Annotated in this window: 15 protein-coding genes and 1 tRNA gene; 6 read left to right on the top strand and 10 right to left on the bottom strand. The window is 63.7% G+C overall.

The window, feature by feature from the left end:
• Nucleotides 1-271: 271 nt before the first annotated feature.
• The 5 genes from FXF75_RS09065 to FXF75_RS09045 form a co-directional block, all read right to left on the bottom strand.
• Nucleotides 272-1,501: a DUF6498-containing protein gene (locus tag FXF75_RS09065; protein ID WP_163521566.1), complete on the bottom strand. Its 1,230-nt coding sequence runs from the start codon at nucleotides 1,499-1,501 to the stop codon at nucleotides 272-274.
• A 37-nt stretch (nucleotides 1,502-1,538) separates the two neighbouring features.
• Complete coding sequence (locus FXF75_RS09060) at nucleotides 1,539-3,608, bottom strand: hypothetical protein (protein ID WP_163521565.1); 2,070 nt, start codon at nucleotides 3,606-3,608, stop codon at nucleotides 1,539-1,541.
• Between the two features lie 748 nt (nucleotides 3,609-4,356).
• A tRNA-Glu gene (locus FXF75_RS09055) sits at nucleotides 4,357-4,431 on the bottom strand.
• 289 nt (nucleotides 4,432-4,720) lie between these two features.
• Nucleotides 4,721-5,947 (bottom strand): hypothetical protein, encoded by a 1,227-nt coding sequence (locus tag FXF75_RS09050; RefSeq protein ID WP_163521564.1) that lies wholly within the window; start codon nucleotides 5,945-5,947, stop codon nucleotides 4,721-4,723.
• A gap of 51 nt (nucleotides 5,948-5,998) precedes the next feature.
• Nucleotides 5,999-7,156, bottom strand: coding sequence for an amidohydrolase family protein (locus FXF75_RS09045; protein WP_163521563.1), 1,158 nt, complete (start codon nucleotides 7,154-7,156; stop codon nucleotides 5,999-6,001).
• A 134-nt stretch (nucleotides 7,157-7,290) separates the two neighbouring features.
• Between FXF75_RS09045 and FXF75_RS09040 the strand changes: the two genes are divergently transcribed.
• A complete protein-coding gene (locus FXF75_RS09040) occupies nucleotides 7,291-8,142 on the top strand; it encodes an alpha/beta fold hydrolase (RefSeq protein WP_163521562.1) in 852 nt (283 codons plus the stop codon).
• Nucleotides 8,143-8,247: 105 nt separating this feature from the next.
• On the top strand, nucleotides 8,248-8,988 hold the full coding sequence (locus FXF75_RS09035) for an SDR family oxidoreductase (RefSeq protein ID WP_163521561.1): 741 nt from the start codon (nucleotides 8,248-8,250) through the stop codon (nucleotides 8,986-8,988).
• Nucleotides 8,989-9,027: 39 nt separating this feature from the next.
• Here the strand turns inward: FXF75_RS09035 and FXF75_RS09030 are convergent, their stop codons facing one another.
• Nucleotides 9,028-12,096, bottom strand: a complete 3,069-nt coding sequence (locus tag FXF75_RS09030) for an FAD-binding and (Fe-S)-binding domain-containing protein (protein WP_163521560.1) — start codon at nucleotides 12,094-12,096, stop codon at nucleotides 9,028-9,030.
• 103 nt (nucleotides 12,097-12,199) lie between these two features.
• Entirely contained in the window at nucleotides 12,200-13,192 is a 993-nt protein-coding gene (locus FXF75_RS09025; protein ID WP_240334585.1) for a DMT family transporter, read from the bottom strand.
• A gap of 261 nt (nucleotides 13,193-13,453) precedes the next feature.
• Between FXF75_RS09025 and FXF75_RS09020 the strand changes: the two genes are divergently transcribed.
• Entirely contained in the window at nucleotides 13,454-13,939 is a 486-nt protein-coding gene (locus tag FXF75_RS09020) for an Lrp/AsnC family transcriptional regulator (RefSeq protein WP_163521558.1), read from the top strand.
• 46 nt (nucleotides 13,940-13,985) lie between these two features.
• Here the strand turns inward: FXF75_RS09020 and thyX are convergent, their stop codons facing one another.
• A complete protein-coding gene (gene thyX / locus FXF75_RS09015) occupies nucleotides 13,986-14,729 on the bottom strand; it encodes an FAD-dependent thymidylate synthase (protein WP_163521557.1) in 744 nt (247 codons plus the stop codon).
• A 102-nt stretch (nucleotides 14,730-14,831) separates the two neighbouring features.
• Here thyX and FXF75_RS09010 point away from each other — a divergent pair, with 102 nt between their 5' ends.
• The 3 genes from FXF75_RS09010 (at nucleotide 14,832) to FXF75_RS09000 (ending at nucleotide 16,220) form a co-directional block, all read left to right on the top strand.
• Nucleotides 14,832-15,410: an MBL fold metallo-hydrolase gene (locus tag FXF75_RS09010; protein WP_163521556.1), complete on the top strand. Its 579-nt coding sequence runs from the start codon at nucleotides 14,832-14,834 to the stop codon at nucleotides 15,408-15,410.
• A 43-nt stretch (nucleotides 15,411-15,453) separates the two neighbouring features.
• Nucleotides 15,454-15,960: a Rieske 2Fe-2S domain-containing protein gene (locus FXF75_RS09005; protein WP_163521555.1), complete on the top strand. Its 507-nt coding sequence runs from the start codon at nucleotides 15,454-15,456 to the stop codon at nucleotides 15,958-15,960.
• A gap of 113 nt (nucleotides 15,961-16,073) precedes the next feature.
• A complete protein-coding gene (locus tag FXF75_RS09000; RefSeq protein WP_163521554.1) occupies nucleotides 16,074-16,220 on the top strand; it encodes a hypothetical protein in 147 nt (48 codons plus the stop codon).
• 27 nt (nucleotides 16,221-16,247) lie between these two features.
• Here the strand turns inward: FXF75_RS09000 and FXF75_RS08995 are convergent, their stop codons facing one another.
• Nucleotides 16,248-17,063: an ATPase gene (locus tag FXF75_RS08995; protein WP_163521553.1), complete on the bottom strand. Its 816-nt coding sequence runs from the start codon at nucleotides 17,061-17,063 to the stop codon at nucleotides 16,248-16,250.
• Nucleotides 17,060-17,338: a DUF5827 family protein gene (locus tag FXF75_RS08990; RefSeq protein WP_163521552.1), complete on the bottom strand. Its 279-nt coding sequence runs from the start codon at nucleotides 17,336-17,338 to the stop codon at nucleotides 17,060-17,062. The genes FXF75_RS08995 and FXF75_RS08990 overlap by 4 nt, the downstream gene beginning before the upstream one ends.
• Between the last annotated feature and the right edge of the window lie 61 nt (nucleotides 17,339-17,399).

Genomic DNA, 17,399 nt, shown 5'->3' with positions numbered 1-17,399 from the left:
CAACCGACGCTTCTACGCAACTCTCCCGAATCCCTCAGTATGAACTGGTGACGAACTGGAATTCGTTGTGGATGCTTATAAAACACCTGTTCATTGCCATCTAGGCAATTTGGACTCGCTGAATCTCTCTGCAGAGAGACGATAGTGAGTTGATTTTCTTTAGAGTAAACCGTCCACGAGACAATTCATCGGAATCAATGCGATACTCAATCTGAAACACCGTTACGCTGTTTCAGTCGATACCCACACCCTAGTCAAAATATTCATGATTTTAGACCTTGGAGGATCGTCGACCGAGTTCCGAGACCGGTGAGTCGGCAGTGCTAACGTACCGGAGTGTACGAGTACTACCGTCGCTACGCTGTTCCAGCGAGACCGAAGAGACATCCAAAAGTCGTCCGAGCAGTCCGGACCGGTCCGTCACATCCGTGATCCATCCGCGTTCGACGCGCCACTGCGGTTCGTCCAGCAGACAGTCGTAACAGACGACGACGTCCTCGTACACCCGATACTCCACATGGCCCCATTGGAGGTCTCTCTCCACGAGCGTGTACACGACGATCACTATCACGACCGCGCTCGCACCGACGACTGCCTCCGTCGTCCCGGCGACAACGTACCCGAGGAAGGCGGTGACGGCCGCCGCGGCGAAGCGTCGGGGGTTCAGCATTCCGAGGAGTCCGTCGACGACCGCGCTAATCCACACCGCTCGGCGGTTCGTGTGGAATACGTCCGTCGGGTCCCCTTCGGGGGCGACGACCGGTTCCCACTGATCGTTATCTGCGGCCTCGAAGTTGGCCTCGCTCGGGTTGAGAGGATTGAACCGTTCGCTCTGCCCGACCACGCTGTACACGTCGAACCCGACGCGAGCGAGGTAGACGAGCGTGAAGAGGACCCCTGTGCTTTCGGTCGGTGATGGTCCGAGCGCGACGCCCCAGACGACGATTACTGCGAGCGCAACGACCCCGAGGATTAATCGCGGAGTAAGGATCGATTGTGGGACGAGTTCGTGGTAGTCACGCGAGCGGATGTGGTCCGCGAGTGTTGTCCCTTCGCGGGCGAGCGTCGTCGCGCCCGCGACGAGGAGACTCTCGACGAACACGCCGCTCCCGGCGGTTGCAAGCCAGAGTCCAGCACCGCTGAAGAGTGAGAGACCGAGGATTACTCGTCCAAGGTCGAACACGCGTGGGAACGACCGTGGGTACGTCGGCGGCAGTGCCCCGTGGAGTTGGAATCCGCCACGCTTCTCCCGGAGCGAGCGGAACGGTGAGCGCCATCCCCATCGTGAATCAGCGGCTGCCCAGTCCTCTACAGCGCCGCGCTTCCCCGCGAACGTTGCCTCCAGCGTCCGTCGGAGACCACTGGTTGTGATCTCGATCCAGTAGACTACCAAGAGGTGTTCGAGACCCCAGTCAAATAGAACGATTCCGATAAGCGGGAGTGCGTTAGCTAAGGCTACTCCAGCCAACGTGCGCCGCCATGTCTGTAGTCTGTTCTCCATCGTATCGTGAAGATTTCCCGGTGGTTGGTTAATCCTCTTATGGAGTACAAACCGGGTCGTCTAGCACGACGGCATCTCCACTACAGATCTTCTGTGCGTCCGGGAGCGCCAATGTGGCGTACGCACAAGCGGCCTCAACAACAATTTGACAGGCCGCTCCACCGACGAGTGCAGTGAACGCACCGACAGCGGCACACACTCCTTTCCCGACGAGGCCACACATCACTTCAAACGCTATTTTAACTGCTGCGATACATGCAGCACAGTCGTGGTCACCTCTGTCCAGTGCCCCGAACACGTCTGTGCCGACGAACGCCGCGACACCGAAGGACCCGACGATGTTGAGTCCCATCAGGACCTTACCAAGTCTCCTCTCCGTCACCGAATTCGAGAGTTCATCAATCAGACTCCATGCCATTTGGGCAGCTCCTCGGAGGTTATCAATAACTATCTCGCCGGATTTGAGGATAATATCCTCCTTCGTTAGTGACTGGACGTTGTCGATAGCGTTCTGAATTCCGCTCTTGAGCAAATCAGCCGCAACACCGAAACTATCTGCCAGAGCGTCCAGCCCGTCCCATAGAGGGTCGAGCCAATCGCTCGGGTCGGGAACCCACCCTTGGGTTTCGGCTCGCCGTGGTTGCTTCGGGATATTGAAGTTGTGTTCGTCAGTCTCGAAGGAACTTCCGGTCGCAGACGTGCTTGCGCCACGCTGGAGTTCCCTGACCTCCATCTTTTGTATCGTTCCACGATCATTTTCCCATTTAAGGGTGTTCTCTGCCTGCTCAACACTCCCGTCATTCGTCACGGAGAGGACTAGGTTACCCTTGGTTCCTCGTTCGAGGTCGGTCAATGCGTGTGACGCGAAGGTCAGGTCTTTCCCGGAATCGGAGGGGCGAATCCGTCCCCCGGAAATACCGCCGACGTCGTACCGGACGCGGCCGTCTTGTGCGGCATTTGTGGTCAGCTCCGAGAAGGCGCTGTGACGCTGTACTTCCGCAGAGAGTTGCAGAAGCGCGGAGTCTGCCGCGGCCGGGTATTCGTCGTGGGACAGTGACAGTCGGAGCGACCCGATGTCACCACCCAAAATGTCTCCGAAGTACTTTAGCTGGCGCATCTCTCCGGCAGGCACTGTGACCGTCGGGGCTTCCCTGACTTCGCTTTCATAGGCGATACCTTCCGTCGCTCGTGGCGTGAACTCCGCACTGTCGTCAGTCGGGGCGTGGAGTTTGACCTTATTCGAGGGGTCATCGAATACCATTTTTGCCCCGTCGTCACGTTGGAACTGTGTGGTCTGACCGGAGTAGCTAACTTGTGTGGGCTTGTTCACTGCGCGCCCGCTGACGGTACCACCTTCGGCGGTAGTACCCGTGACCGAATCGGTGACAGACGCGTCGTCGCCGACGACGAGGTCGAACTCGTGGCTGCCACGAGTCGTCTCGATGTGAGCGACGTGAGGTTGAGTCGACGGTAGCACTGTCTCGCTCGTGACGGAAGTGCCGTTCTTGGTCAGCTCCGCGTCGCCGTCGATATCGAAATACGTTAGTTCACCTTCGTAGGCGACGGTGACTTTTCCACTGGCGTATCCCGTAGCGCGTCGCGTTGAGGGACGCTCTACAGAACCGCCGGTAACCTCCAGCCCACCGCTGGCGGACACGTCGAACTCGACCTTTCCACTCGGAATAATCTTTAGGGTATTGTGGGGGAACGCCGCGACGTCGAACGGCTCGCCGTTGACGGTAACCTTCGCTTCTCCGTTGAGTTCAAACTCGGTAAACTCTCCGGAGAACTGGAATTCGTGAACACCACGCTCAAGGGTCGCCGACGCCTTTCCGGCGTCAACGGCGTCGGTCGGTGCGTCAGTGGCCGAAAGCAGGCCGGTCACACCGAAGCGATAGTCGGCACTTTGCTTCGTTTGAATCCGGACCGTTCGGTTGCCGGTCTCGGTAGCCGGGTCCTGCATCCGGTAGGCGGTCACGTCTTCGGGGTTAGTGTCAGACGCGATGGCTTGACCTGAGAAACCAAACGCCGCTGCGCCTGTCGTAGCCGCCGTTTTTAGAACGTCTCGTCTTCTAACTGAACTATCGGGATTTGACTTTTCAACCACAAATGATAGAAATAATACTCTTCATATTAATCTTATGAATGAGATACAGAAATATAGTAAAAGAATAAGATAGATTTATAAAAATTGGGAATAAATTATTTTATTATGCTCTTTGGTGCGAGTTGCTACACGAGGGCCAAATCGGGAAGAGTACGTCTTGATGAGTGGATAACCGCGACGTTCCAAAAATTATGACACTCACGGAAATCGACGATGGGCCTTTAGAAGATTTTGCCATCAACCTGTTCACTCGGACTAACCGGTGTCAAGGCGTCGACCTACAGAGTGACCGCGGGAAAGACGGGGAAAGGATGCACTCCTCCTTAACGGGTTGAACGGTACGGGTTCTCGGAGACGCCCACGAGTACGGTTGAGAAGCACTTGTCTGCTCTCCGGCGAGACCAAGCACCCAACAACCAACAATCTTCCACCAAACAACCGACCTGGTACAGCAACTCAACTCTCGACGTCCTACGTTGCAAACCGTTACTGGATGTCCTATCTAGATTCCCGGTTTGAGCGACCCCTTCCGAATCTTCAGGAGCATGTATCCACTGCCCTCTTCTACCCCATTGCTGAACGGGACGTGAGGGTGTGCTGAATCCGGCGAGTTGACGTGCCGGACAACAAGCGAAAATCGCCAGACTGCGGGCTAATCGAGTGTTCTGAGTTTCGTAATTGCCCTGTGGCGGCATGGTTATTCTCCATTGCCACAGCTCAAAATCGGGTGACGACGGAAAGAAGGGAGTGCTCCGTCAGGGATTTGAACCCTGGTCCTTGCCGTGAGAGGGCAAGATGATTGGCCGGACTACACCAACGGAGCGCGTCTGCACTCAATCGTAGTCGGACGGACTGTTTAACAGTTGCGCTTTCGCACCGCCGTGTTCCGGTTCCACAAACCGAGGTCCCGGCCGCGAACTGTTCAATCCAGCGAAATCACGGCTTTACACTCGTCGGACTTCGAACACTCCGAATTACCAGTCCACGTGAACGAAGGTGAACGATACACCGTCGCCGCCGCTCGCCGAAGAGAAATCAGGCAGGAACCAACGGCGTAGAAAACGTCGCGTGTCGTGGTCGGCTACCGAACTGCGGAAACTGACCGACGGGCGTTACTCACCTTCTAGCGGTGACCCTGCGGCGTCGGGTTCGTGGCCTTCGAGGCTGATGATGTTCTCTCTGCCGACCCGGAGTTTACTGATGTCGCCGTCCTCCTCCATCTCCGAGAGTAGCATACTCACCTTCGACTTCGACCACCCAGTCTCCTCTACGATGTTGACCTGTTTCATCCGACCGCCGTTCTCGTCCAGCAGTTTCTTCACTCTCGCCTCGTCGGTGAGCAGTTCCTCGTCACTAACGGACGGTTCGGTCGTCGTCGGTCCGTTTCCGTTCGCCGCCGGTGCGTTACCGCCGTCGCCGCCGTCGCCGCCGTGGTCGTCGGTGCCGCTAGTGAACGACCCGAAGTCGCCCTGCCGCCACGCGAACGCAGCGGAGAGACCGAGTAGGACGACCACCGCGAGGATGAACATCATCAGGGGCGACCAGTCGTCACCACCGCCGCCCGGAGGTTCGGTCCCGTTGACGGGCGTCCCGGTCGTCGGGCCGCCGTCGCCGGACCCGTTCGTCGTCGTTGTCGTGGTCGTCGTGGTCGTCCCCTTGACCGGGTTGAACTTCACCCGGGGTCGCTGGTCGATGAAGTCCTGTTCGCCCTGCCACGTCACCGACTCGCTCGAAGCGAGCGTCTCGCCCGACGGTTGGGCGGAGTCGTTCGGTTGGACCGACTCGAACGCGAGTCCCGGCCCGGAGTGGACGACTAGCGACTGATTCGGCCCGATGTAGAGACCTCCCTCGAACACGTCGCCGATGATGATGTTTCCGCTGTCGTCCCCGGAGTAACCGAATCCGGTCCACTGGAAGGACATCTTGACGATACCCCGATTGTTGTTGACGAGTCCGCCGACGTAGGCCTTCTTCGAGAAACTTTCGGCCTTCATGACGCGGTCGGTCGCGTTGTGGCCGGCGCTGGTCAACTGCCGGGCCTGTTGCTTGAAGTTGGTGTACAGCGCCGTCGAGTTGTTGTTGAACTCGTCGGCGAACCGCTCGAACTGCTGGCGTTCGGTGTCGTTGTTGAGCGTTCGCTGGTACGTGAACGTCCACTCCGCCGTCCCGTTCTCGTAGACCGTGATGTGGAACTCGACACTGTCGAAGTTGTCGGTCGCGGCCAGCGTCTGCGTTCGGTTGGGCATCTCGCGGACGGAGTGAGTGCCCGACACCGTCGCTACGGGGGCCGTCCCGACGAGTAACAGGACTACAAGGGCGACAGCCAGCAGCCGTCTCATGTACCTTAATCCTCCATTGCCCGGTATAAAAGACCTTTTGACGTGGGGCTGTCACCGAACCACGGTTCCACGACTCACGACGTGTGTTGGCGATTGCCACGAGGTTACGTCATCCAGCGGGTCGTCGTCGAGGACCACGAGGTCGGCGTACATGCCCTCTGCGACCCGTCCGACCGTCCCGTCGAGTCCGAGCAGGTCGGCGGCGTTGACCGTCGCGGCTTCCAGCGCCACCTCCTCGGAGAGACCGTGTTCGACCATCAGTTCCAACTCCTCGGGGATGTCGGCGTGGTAGTTGAACGGCGTTCCGGCGTCCGTACCCATCGCAATCGGGACGCCGGCGTCGAGCGCGTGCTCGAATGCTTCGGCCCACGCGTCCACGGCTTCTTCGGCCTTCTCGACGGCGAACTCCGGAATCCCTGCCTCGGTCCCGGCGTCCACGATGCCGTAGAGCGCCTTCGCGGTCGGCACCCAGTACGTGCCCCGTTCGGCCATGAGTTCGGCCGCCTCGCGGTCCATGAACGTACCGTGTTCGACGCTCGAAACGCCGGCTCTGACGGCGTTCTTGATGCCCGTAGTGCCGTGGGCGTGGGCCGCCGTCGGTACCCGCTTGGCGTCGGCGGTGGCCACGAGCGCTTCGAGTTCGTCCTCGTCCAACTCGGGCGCGCCGGTCAGCGCGCCCTCTGTGAGGACGCCGCCGGTCGCCATGCACTTGACCACATCGGCACCGCGCTTGAGTTGTTCGCGGACCGCCTTCTTGACCTCCGCCACGCCGTCGGCCTCCCGGCCGAACCAGTGGCCGTGACCGCCGGTCATCACGACGTTCTGGCCGCAGGCGAGGACCCGGGGTCCTTCCAGCACGCCCTCTTCGACTGCATCCCTCGCGTCGAGCGCCAGCGTGCCCGGCGCACCGAGGTCCCGGACGGTCGTCACGCCCGCCGAGAGCGCGTCCCGGAGGGTGGCCGTCGCGCGGTAGGCCAGCGTGGTCTCACTGTCGCCACTGACCTCGCCCGGGTCGGGCCGACCGTCCATCATGAGGTGGACGTGCGCGTCCACGAGTCCCGGTGCGACGAACTGTCCGCTCACGTCGATTTCCTCGTCGGGGTCGTCGGGTACCTCGCCGACGGCGACGATTTCGCCGCCTTCGACCGCGACGTCGGCGTCCCGGACGCCCGACGCGTCCACGACGGTTCCGCCTCGAAATACGAACATATCTGGCTCTTCGGCCCCGACGCCGTAAATCTCGGGGTCGCGGCGAACCAGTTGGTAATCGGTCCGAGTGCCGGTGAGAACTCCTGTCAGGTACGGGCGATAGGACCTATTGACGTGCAAACTCTGTCTGGTCTATGGCGAGTCACGAGGAGTGGACGAACGCCCAACAGCATCGAGACGTCACGGTAGACGGGAAGGACCTCGATATGGCCTACTACGACGAGGGCGAGGGCGACCCCGTGGTCCTCCTCCACGGCATCCCGACGTGGTCGTACCTCTGGCGCGACGTCGCCGAGGCGCTGACCGACGACCGGCGCGTCGTCGTCCCCGACATGGTGGGGTACGGCAACTCGGCGATGCACGACGAATTCGACCGCTCGATACGCGCCCAAGAACTCGCGGTCGCCGACCTGCTCGACGGTCTCGGTCTCGACACCGTCTCGTTCGTCGGTCACGACTTGGGCGGCGGTGTCGGACTCCGGTACGCGGTCCACCGCCCGGACGCCGTGGACAAACTCGTGCTGTCGAACGCTATCGCCTACGACGCGTGGCCCGTCGAACCTATCGTGAACATCGGCCTGCCGTCCACCGCGAAGGAGAAGAGCGTCGAAGAGATTCAGGAGACCCTCGACGGGATGTTCCGCCAGAGCCTCGCGTCCGACGACCCGAGCGACGAGTTCGTCGAGGGGATGAAGGCCCCGTGGAACTCCGAGCGGGGGATGGTCTCGCTCGTCCGGGACGCGGCCGCGACGAACACCAATCACACGACCGAAATCGACCCGAGCGAAATCACGGCCGACACGCTGCTACTGTGGGGCGCCGACGACGAGTTCCAACCCATCGAATCCGCAGAGCGACTCGAAGGCGATATCGAGTCGGCCCAAGTCGTCGGACTGGACGACGCCAACCACTGGGTACTCCAAGACCGGCCCGAACGCTACGTCGAGGAACTCCGGTCGTTCCTGCTCGACGGAGAGTCTGCCTGAGGAGAGACAGCGGAAAATCGGCTTTCGAGGCGGAGGAACGGTTCCGGACCCCGAATGGGTGCCCCCGGCGAAAGACCCAACTCGGTCGCGGTTACAGGTCTCGCCATGGCAGACGACCCACTCGACGGGAAGACGGCACTGGTAACGGGCGCGAGTTCCGGCATCGGCGAGGCGACGGCCCACGCGCTGGCGCGCGACGGTGCGCGGGTCGCACTGGCCGCCCGCCGCGAGAAGGTCCTGAACGAGGTGGCGAACGACCTAGAGCGCGAGTGGGACGCCGAGACGCTGGTCGTCCCGACCAACGTTCGCGACGAGGACTCGGTGGAGGGGACGGTCGAGACGGTGGTCTCGGAGTTCGGACAGTTGGACGTGCTGGTGAACAACGCGGGTCTCGCCCGGGGCGAGTCGGTCGAGGACATGCGGACCGAACAGTACGAGACGATGATGGAGACCAACGTGGACGGCGTGTTCTACGCGACGCGCGCGGCGATTCCCCACCTCCGCGAGACCGGAGGCAACCTCGTGTTCGTCGGGAGTTTCGCCGGGCAGTACCCCCGACCGTTCAACCCCATCTACGCCGCGAGCAAGTGGTGGGTCCGCGGGTTCGCCCACAGCGTCGAGGGCAACGTCGGCGCGGACGGCGTGGCCGTTACGGTGGTCAACCCCTCCGAGGTCCGGACCGATTTCGGCGCGGCCTACGGCGAGTCCTTCGCCGAGCGATTCGACGAGGGCGAAGTGACCGAACCCGAGGAGGTCGCCGAGGCCATCGCGTTCGCCGCGAAACAGGAGAAGTCCACCGTCAGCGAACTCGACATCTACCGGCGCGACAAGTTCAGCGGGTTCTGACTGTCGCCCGCGGAGGGCCGACAGTCGCAGTCGGGGGAGTCAGTCGAGTGACTCGGCTACCTTCTCGATGGGATGGGGCGGTTCGCTCCGAAGCCCCTCCCAGTCGCCGAGTTGCGCCCGACAGGACGCGCCGGGCGCGACCACCGTCTCGCCGTCGCTGTCGGCGACCTGCTCGAAGAGAATTTCGCCGATTTTCCGGCTCATCGAGTAGTGTTCGGCCTCGTACCCGAAGCTCCCGGCCATGCCGCAACACCCCGAATCGAGCGCGTCCACCTCGTAGCCCGCGTCGCGGAGGACGCTGGCGGCGTGGCTCTCCTTCTTGGTGGCTTTCTGGTGGCAGTGACCGTGGTAGGTCAGCGTCTCGTCGGGGGCGTCGTACGACAGGTCGAAGTCGAAGGTGTCCAGATACTCGCAGATGGCGTAGGTGTTGGCGGCCACGCGCTCGACGGCGGTGGCCAGCGAGTCGGAGCCGTCCGCCCGCAGGCCCGCCTCCGGGTCGGCGGTCCGCGGTTCGGTGTACTGCTCGCCCGACCGACTGGCCTCGGGACCCTTCGCTCCGCCGAGCAGGTCGAGGTAGTCCGACTGAATCATCACGGCGTCGCTCGGTTCCACGACCACCACGTCCCACCCGTCTCGCACGCGGGGCGCGAGCGCCTCCACGTTCGTCCGTGCGCGCTCCCGAGAGACGTCCAAGAAGCCCTTCGAGTGGGCGGGCCGCCCGCTGTCGGTCACGTCGTCTACGACTCGGACGTGGACGCCCGCGGCTTCGAGGACGCGGACCGCGGCCTTGCCCGCCTCCGGGTGGTTGTAGTTGGTGTACGCGTCGGGGAAGAGCGCGACCTTCCGCGTAGCGTCCGACTCGGGGACGCGCGGGCCGCCCCGGTTCTCGAACCACTCTTCGAGGCTCTCGCTGTGGAACGTCGGGAGGCTTCGCTCGCTGGCGATGCCGAGGGTCTTCTCCATCAGGATGCGTGCGCCCGGCACCTCGCTCGCCACGTTCGAGAGGGGCGCGAGCGCGCTCCCGACCTTCGAGAGCGTCCCGATATTGGCGAAGAGACGCTCGCGGAGGCTCGCGCCGTGTTCCTCGTGGTGGGCGTGTTCGACTTCGGCCTTCAGTTTGGCCATGTCCACCTCGCTCGGGCAGTCGCGGGCACAGCCCTTACACCCGATGCAGAGGTCCATCACCTCGGCCATGAACTCGGTGTCCGTCTGCTCTCCCTCCGGCAACTCGCCGCTCATCGCCTGCCGGAGCATGTTCGCCCGGCCGCGGGTGGCCGTGACCTCCTCGTCGGCGGCGCGGTAGGTCGGACACATCACGCCGCCGGTGGTGTCCTGTCCGCCGCGACAGCCGCCGCAGCCGTGACAGAGTTCGACCATCCCCTGAAAGCCGTTCTCGTTCTCCCAGTTCAGTTCGGGCGCGAACCCCGCCGAGAACTCGTAGTCCGGGTCGAATCGCAGGTTCTCGGTCATGTCGTGGTCGCCGCAGACGTTGCCCGGGTTCAGGAGCCAGTCGGGGTCGAACGCGGTCTTGAGGTCCCGGAACACCTGCCAGACGTCCTCGCCGTAGAGCTTCCGGTTCCACTGGGTCCGCGCGCGGCCGTCGCCGTGTTCGCCCGACACCGACCCGCCGTACTTCACGACGAGGTCGGTGGCCTCGTCCGCTATCTGCTCCATCTGGTTGACTCCGGCGGGACTCTTGGTGTCCACCAGCGGTCGGATGTGGAGGCACCCGGGTCCGGCGTGGGCGTAGAAACTGGCGAAGGTGTCGTTGTCCTCGAGGACCTGCTGGAAGTCGGCCACGTAGTCGGCGAGGTTCTCCGGCGGGACCGCGGCGTCCTCGATGAACGAGATGTGCTTGGCGTCCGACGTTCTGGACAGCAGGATGGGAAGCCCGGACTTCCGGAGCTTCCAGAATCTGGCGCGCTCGGCCTCGTCGTGGGCCTCCATCGCGCCGAACGAGATTTCGCCCTCGCGGTCCTCGCGCAGCGCCTCGACCTTCTTTCGGCCGTCCTCGTCGTCCTCGGCGTAGAACTCCACGAGCAGGACCGAGTTAGTGCCTTCGGGGAGCATCCCCACCACGTCGGCGAACTCCTCGGTGTCGCGCGCGAGGTCGATGAGAACGTCGTCCAGCACCTCGACCGCGGACGGGTCGTGTTCGAGGATGGGGGCCACGTCCTCCATCGCGTCGAGCAGGTCCTCGTAGGCGAACAGCGCCATCGACTTGGTCTCCGGGACGGGTTCTAGTCCGACCTCCGCTTCGGTCACGATGGCGAGGGTGCCCTCGCTCCCCGCGAGCAGTCGGGCGAGGTTGACGGTCCCCTCCTCGGCCTCGTCCACCAATCTATCGAGGTTGTATCCCGAGACGTTGCGCTTGAGTTGCGGGTACGCCTCGTCGATGGCGTCGCGCTCCTCGTCGATAATCCGGGCGACTTCCGCGTAGATTCTGGCTTCGAGGTCGCCGTCCGGGTCGGCCGCCTCGCGGAGTTCGGCGACGGTCGTCTCGCCGAAGGTCGTCACGGTGCCGTCGGCGAGGACGACCTCACACTCCTCGACGTAGGCGTCGGTCTTGCCGTACTTCAGCGAGTGCGAGCCGGTGGAGTTGTTGCCGATAGCGCCGCCCAGCGCGGACTTGTCACCCCATGCAGGGTCGGGCGCGAACTTCAGGCCGTGGGGCGCGAGTTCCGCGTTGAGTTCGCCCAGCACCGCGCCGGGTTGGGCGCGCGCGGTCGGGTCCTCCGCGTCGGGGGCCACCGACAGCACCTCGTCCATGTACCGGGTGAAGTCCAACACGACCGCCTCGTTGACGGCCTGTCCCGCCAGACTCGTCCCGCCGCCGCGGGGGAGGACCGGAATCTCGCGGTCGGCGCAGTAGGACATCACCGCCGCCACGTCGTCGGTGTCGGTCGGGAAGACGACGCCGATGGGCGTCACCTCGTAGGCGCTGGCGTCGGTCGCGTAGAGCTGTCGAGAGTAGCTGTCGAAGCGCACGTCGCCGTCGACGACCTGCTGGAGGTCCGAAACCAACCCCGTTCGCGACACCTCGTCGGACTGGTAGTCGTAGTCAGCGCGGGCGTCGCGCGCCGGGTCTCCCGCGTCGTGTGTAGCCATACCGCGGCATACGTACGGGGGGCCGAAAAGTGGTACGCTCGTTCGGGTAATTCGGGGACGTGACAACGATTCGACTTCCCGGTACACCGGTCTCGCCGCGAAATCAGTCGTCCGCAGGACCCGCCGTCCCCGACCACGCGTCCTCGTTCACGTCGGCGTCGTCCGTCGAATCAGGGCCGTGGCCCAGCGACGACCGAATCGACGCCGCAACGACCGAGTCCCCAATCGACACCGCGAGCGACCGGAACGCGTTGCGGTGGAGGACCGCGAATCCGGCGAAGATGGCGGCGAAACCGACCAGCGTCGTGGACGACACCAGTTCGCCCAGCACGGCCCAACTCGCGAGCGTCGCCACGACGGGTTCGAGGTAGCCGACGAGGTGGAGTTTCGTCGGACCGATTCGCTCGAGGAGTCGGAAGTACAGCAGGAACGCCACGACGCCCGACAGGAGCGTCAGGTAGGCGAACGACGCGAGCGCGGTGGGCGTGAGATGAATCGCCGACAGCGACTCGCCTCGCGCCGCGCCCGCAGCGAGGAGCAGACCCGACCCGCCGAGCATCGCCCACGCCTGTAACGAGGCAGCGGGCAGTTCGTTCCGGAGCGGTCGGGTCAGGACCGCGCTGACCGCGAAACAGGCCGTGCCGAGGAACACGAGACCGATGCCGAACACGTCCGCCGAGAGCGCGTTCGCGGGGTTCAGGCCAGCGACGACGGCCACGCCACCGATGCCGAGCGCGAAGCCGAATCCTTTGGTGAGAGAGAGGCGCTCGTCCAGTACGATGGCGGCGAATACGGCCGTCAGAACTGGCGAGAGACTGACGACGACCGCCGCTATCGCGCCCGAGACGTGACGCTCGCCGAGGTAGAGGAGACCGTGGTATCCCGCGATGACGAACGCGCCGACGATGGTCACTGCGAGGTACTCGCCGCGTGCGCGAGGCCGCCAGCGGTCGGTCGCCACGACGGCGTAGCCGAGGATGACCGCGCCGGCGACGGCGTACCGGATACCGGCGAACACCAGCGGCGGAAAGTAGTGAAGACCGACTTCGATAGCGACGAACGACCCGCCCCAAAGCGTTGCAAGTAGTACGAACATCACGAACGGCAGTGAGATTCTGCTTCCAAGATAACGCGAAATCATGATTCTGTTTCAATCGTCGGAGTCTCCGACTCTTAAGTCCTTCTACAAAGACTCGCCGGATACTCGAAACAAAGTCGAATATACTTCCACGATTCGGCTGAATCGTTAATGATTCTTCCTCTCGCCGACCTGTGGTGGTGGATTCTCGACACGTATCTGACGCCGTTTTACCGACAGAACCGAGGTTAAGTAGACGGGGACGCAACGTCATCGACAATGGACGAGCGCGACGTGACCATCCTGAAGGCCATCGCCGACCTCGGAACCGGAAGCCCCGAGAAACTGAGTGAGGAGACCGACATCCCGGTCTCGACCATCCACTACCGCCTCAACAACCTGCGCGAGGAGGGCATCATCGAGAACGACCTCTACGACATCAATCTGGAGGAGGCGGGTCTCGGCGTGACCGTCGTCGTGGAGGTGCTGGCCGATTACACCGACTCCTACGAGGAGTTCGGCGAGAAACTGTTAGAGGTCGAGGGGGTCACGCAGGCGTACTTCGCCATGGGCGAGACCGACTTCATCGTGGTCGCGCGCCTCCCCGACAGCGACGCGGTCGAGCGTCTCATCAGCGACTTCGAGGCCGTCGAGGGCGTCGAGCGCACGAACTCCACGTTCGTCATCTCGTCGCTCCGCGACACGGACAATCCGCTGGAGAGTTACAGTCTAGAGACGCTGGTCGAACAACTAGCCGACGAGTAGGAGCGCGGAGACGGCGACGAAGAGAGACGAGTGACGAAGCGACGGGTCAGGGGGCGAGCCGGTTCTTCCGGTTCTTCATGTTCTCCTCGTAGTACTCGAACGTGAGGGGACACCACTCCTTCGCCAAGTCGAGGACCTGTTCGGTCATCTCTCTTATCTCCCACTGGGCGTCGGCCGCGGCGCGCATGTCGGCGACGTGCATGAGCATCCGGGCGTTCATCGACATCACCATGTTGACCTCGGTCCCGATGGGGAGGACGAACCGGGCGTCTTCCGGCGGCATTCCGAGGTCGAGCAGTTCCTGATAGTCCTCGACCGACCGCTTGACGGACTCCCGGAAGATTTCCTCTCGCTTCTCGACCGTCTCGTCGTCCACCGCGCCGCCTTTCTGGTTCCGACCTATCCAATCTGGGTCGTTCGCGGAGGGCGGGGTGACGACCATCTCGCCCTCGGCGACGTTCTCGGGGTCCACGTCGTCGAACGCGACGTAGCGCATGCTCTGGACGTCGAAACTGACGTGTCTGTGGCGAGTTATCTGTGCCATACAGGACCGACTGATACCCTTCACCGCGAAGGTGGCCTGTGCGTGTTCGAAGGGACCGAAGTGACCGTGGTTGAGAAGTTGGCCGATAAGAGTCTCCTTCTTCTCCTCGATACCGTCGCCCTCGATGGACTCCATGATGTCCTCGAACGACTGCTCGCCGACGAACTCCGCCATGTAGTCGTTTCGCGCCGCCGAACAGATGACCTCCTCCGGGTCGTCCGTGGCCTCCAGCAGTTTGACCTCCATGCGTGTGACGAGTATCGCGGGGCTACAAAAAGACGACCCCTTCGGTTCGGTCCCCCAACTGACAACGATACTCACAAACCCCCACCGCTCTAACTGCTCACCATGATTACGAACCTCGCGCAGGGCGTGCAGGCGTTCACCAGCAACGCCTTCCTCGTAGAGGGCGAGCGGACCGTACTGGTAGACACCGGGTCGAACTTCGACGCGGTGGGTCGAATCCGCGAGCGCGACGCCGACCTCGACGCCGTCGTCCTCACGCACACCCACCACGACCACGTCGGTAACCTCCAGTCGGTCGAAGACGCCTTCGGGGTCGAGACGTGGGGTTTCGACACCGACCAACCCGGGGTGGACAACGCCATCGCCGACGAGGAGACGGTCCGACTCGGCGACCACGCGTACACGGCGCTCCACACGCCCGGCCACAAGAACGACCACCTCTGCTTCTACTCGTCGGCCGCGAGCGTCCTGTTCGCTGGCGACCTCATCTTCCAAAACGGAAGCTTCGGCCGGACCGACCTCGAAGAGGGCGACCGTCGGCGACTCGTCGAGAGCATCGACCGGGTGCGCGACACCGTGGACGAACACCTCGCGGAGATGCACGTCGGCCACGGCCCGAGCGTCACCACGGACCCGTATCAGGACGTGGAACTGGCGGGGCGCGCGGCCCGCATGGGATGACCCGGCAGCCAGTTTTATCCGCCGCCGGTTCGTTCCTCGCGCCGTGACCGAGCGCACGCGACTGACGACCGTCGAGACGGTCTGCGACCAGCGGTCGTGGCTGTTCACGGTACGAGACCAGTACGACGAACCCGACGAAGTCGTCCTCGTCCCCTGCGAGGACGGTCGGACCGACGCCGACGAGACCACCCCGAGCGTCGAGGCGTGGGTCAACCGCTGTACCCACGAGGCCCAGCGACTCGACCGGGGGTTCGGAGCGGCGATGCGCGACGGCCAGATAATCTGTCCCAAGCACGGGTCGATGTTCGACACCTGCTCGGGGTACTGCGACAACGGCGAGGCCGCGGACACGACCCTCGTCTCGGTCGAAGTCGCCGTCGAGGACGGGGCGGTCTACCTCACCGACGACGATTACGACTTCTCCCACGAGGGGGCCATCGAGGACGGCGACGAGCGAGGCGGAGAAGACGGTGACGGGAGCAGCGATACGGACGACGATGACGGGAGCGGCGACGACATGCCGAGTTCGACCTCGCACATCGGGTTCTGACGCCGCGGTCGGCGAGGGGCCCGGGTGGCCCGACGCCGGAACGCGAGGCCTCCGGCCACGGCGTTCAAGCCGTCGAGGGCCGAACCTCCGGCGGGCCGGAAGGCTCTGATACGATGCCAGTGGAAACACACCAGTGCGACGTCTGCGGTGAGTATCGCGGCGAACACGAAGACGTTCGCGAACACGTCGTCAGCGAACACGGGATGGGCGAGGACGAGGCCGAGGACCACGTCGCACCGTTGGAGGACCGCGGCGTCTGACCGACCCCACCGTTTTTCGGACTGGCGCTACTCGGCGACGGCGAGCAGTTCCTCGTACGCCCCGTCGTATGCCCGCGCGACCGCGCCGGGGTCGCGCCGGTCGGCGTCGGGGAGCGCCGGTAGCGCGGCGGTCGCCTTCGGGTCGGCGAGTTCGGTCACGTCGGGCGTGTGGACCTCCAGTCGGCCCTCACGTGGACTCCCGCCCGCCACCTCGCACGCCTTCAGGAAGCGGTCGCCGTCGTAGGCCCGCATCCGGCCGGGTTCGACCACGGCCACCGCGTCGAACGAGAGGCCGTGAATCGGGACCGCCACGTCGCCGTACGACTCCACGACCGCCGGACCGTCGGTCTCGGTCTGAACGCTCCGGATGCGGTCGGCGAACCCCTCGAACATCGGCAGGTGTAACTGTCGGGTAATCTCGTCGAGTCGCTCGACGGTCCCGACCCTCGGCGAGTCGGCCAGCGGGAGGTTCCGGCGGGCCGACTCCGGGACGTCGGCGCGGTCGTTCACAACGAACGACTCGCCGACTCTGTCGAGGACGAACTCCCGGTGGGCCTGCCCGACGAGGCCGGTGTCCGGGCCGGGCGAGGGGCGCCAGAGTCGGTGGACCGGGTTCAGGTCCTCGGGCGCGAAGTCGCCGGAACTGGCGTCGGCGAGTCGCTTGGCGTCCTTACCGTAGAGTCGCCCCTCGTCTACCGCGCGGCGATAGTCGTCGTGGTCGAACCAGTAGTCGTTACCGGCGCGGGGCTTGAACCCGACTCCGCCGAGGCGCGAGAGCAGGCCGGTGGTGAACGTCGTCTTCCCGGCGTCCACGCGGTCGCCGCCCGCGACGAGGAGCCTCATCGCTCGTCGTCTGTCTTCAGGCCGTAGTAGCCCGGTTCGTCCTCGGCGGTCGGTTCGGCGACGACGAGGTCGTCGGCGTTGTTCATCACCCACGGGATGGCCCAGTCGAGCAGGATGTCCTCGGTTCCGGCCTCCAGTTCGGCGTCGGGGTCCAGTTCCTGCAGGAGACGGGCTATCTCGTAGACGGTGTACATCCGGTCCGCGTCGAGCAGTTCCTCGGCAGTGTAGAAGTCACAGGGGTGTAGCTGTTCGAAGTCCGACTTTGGTCGGGGCATGACCGGCCGTACGGCCGAGAACGGGGTAAATCGTTCGTCTTCCGGCCGCGGTTGCGTCGGC

This window comes from Halorussus sp. MSC15.2, assembly GCF_010747475.1.
Classification (GTDB): domain Archaea; phylum Halobacteriota; class Halobacteria; order Halobacteriales; family Haladaptataceae; genus Halorussus.
This window is presented reverse-complemented; position numbering and strand designations above follow the sequence as displayed.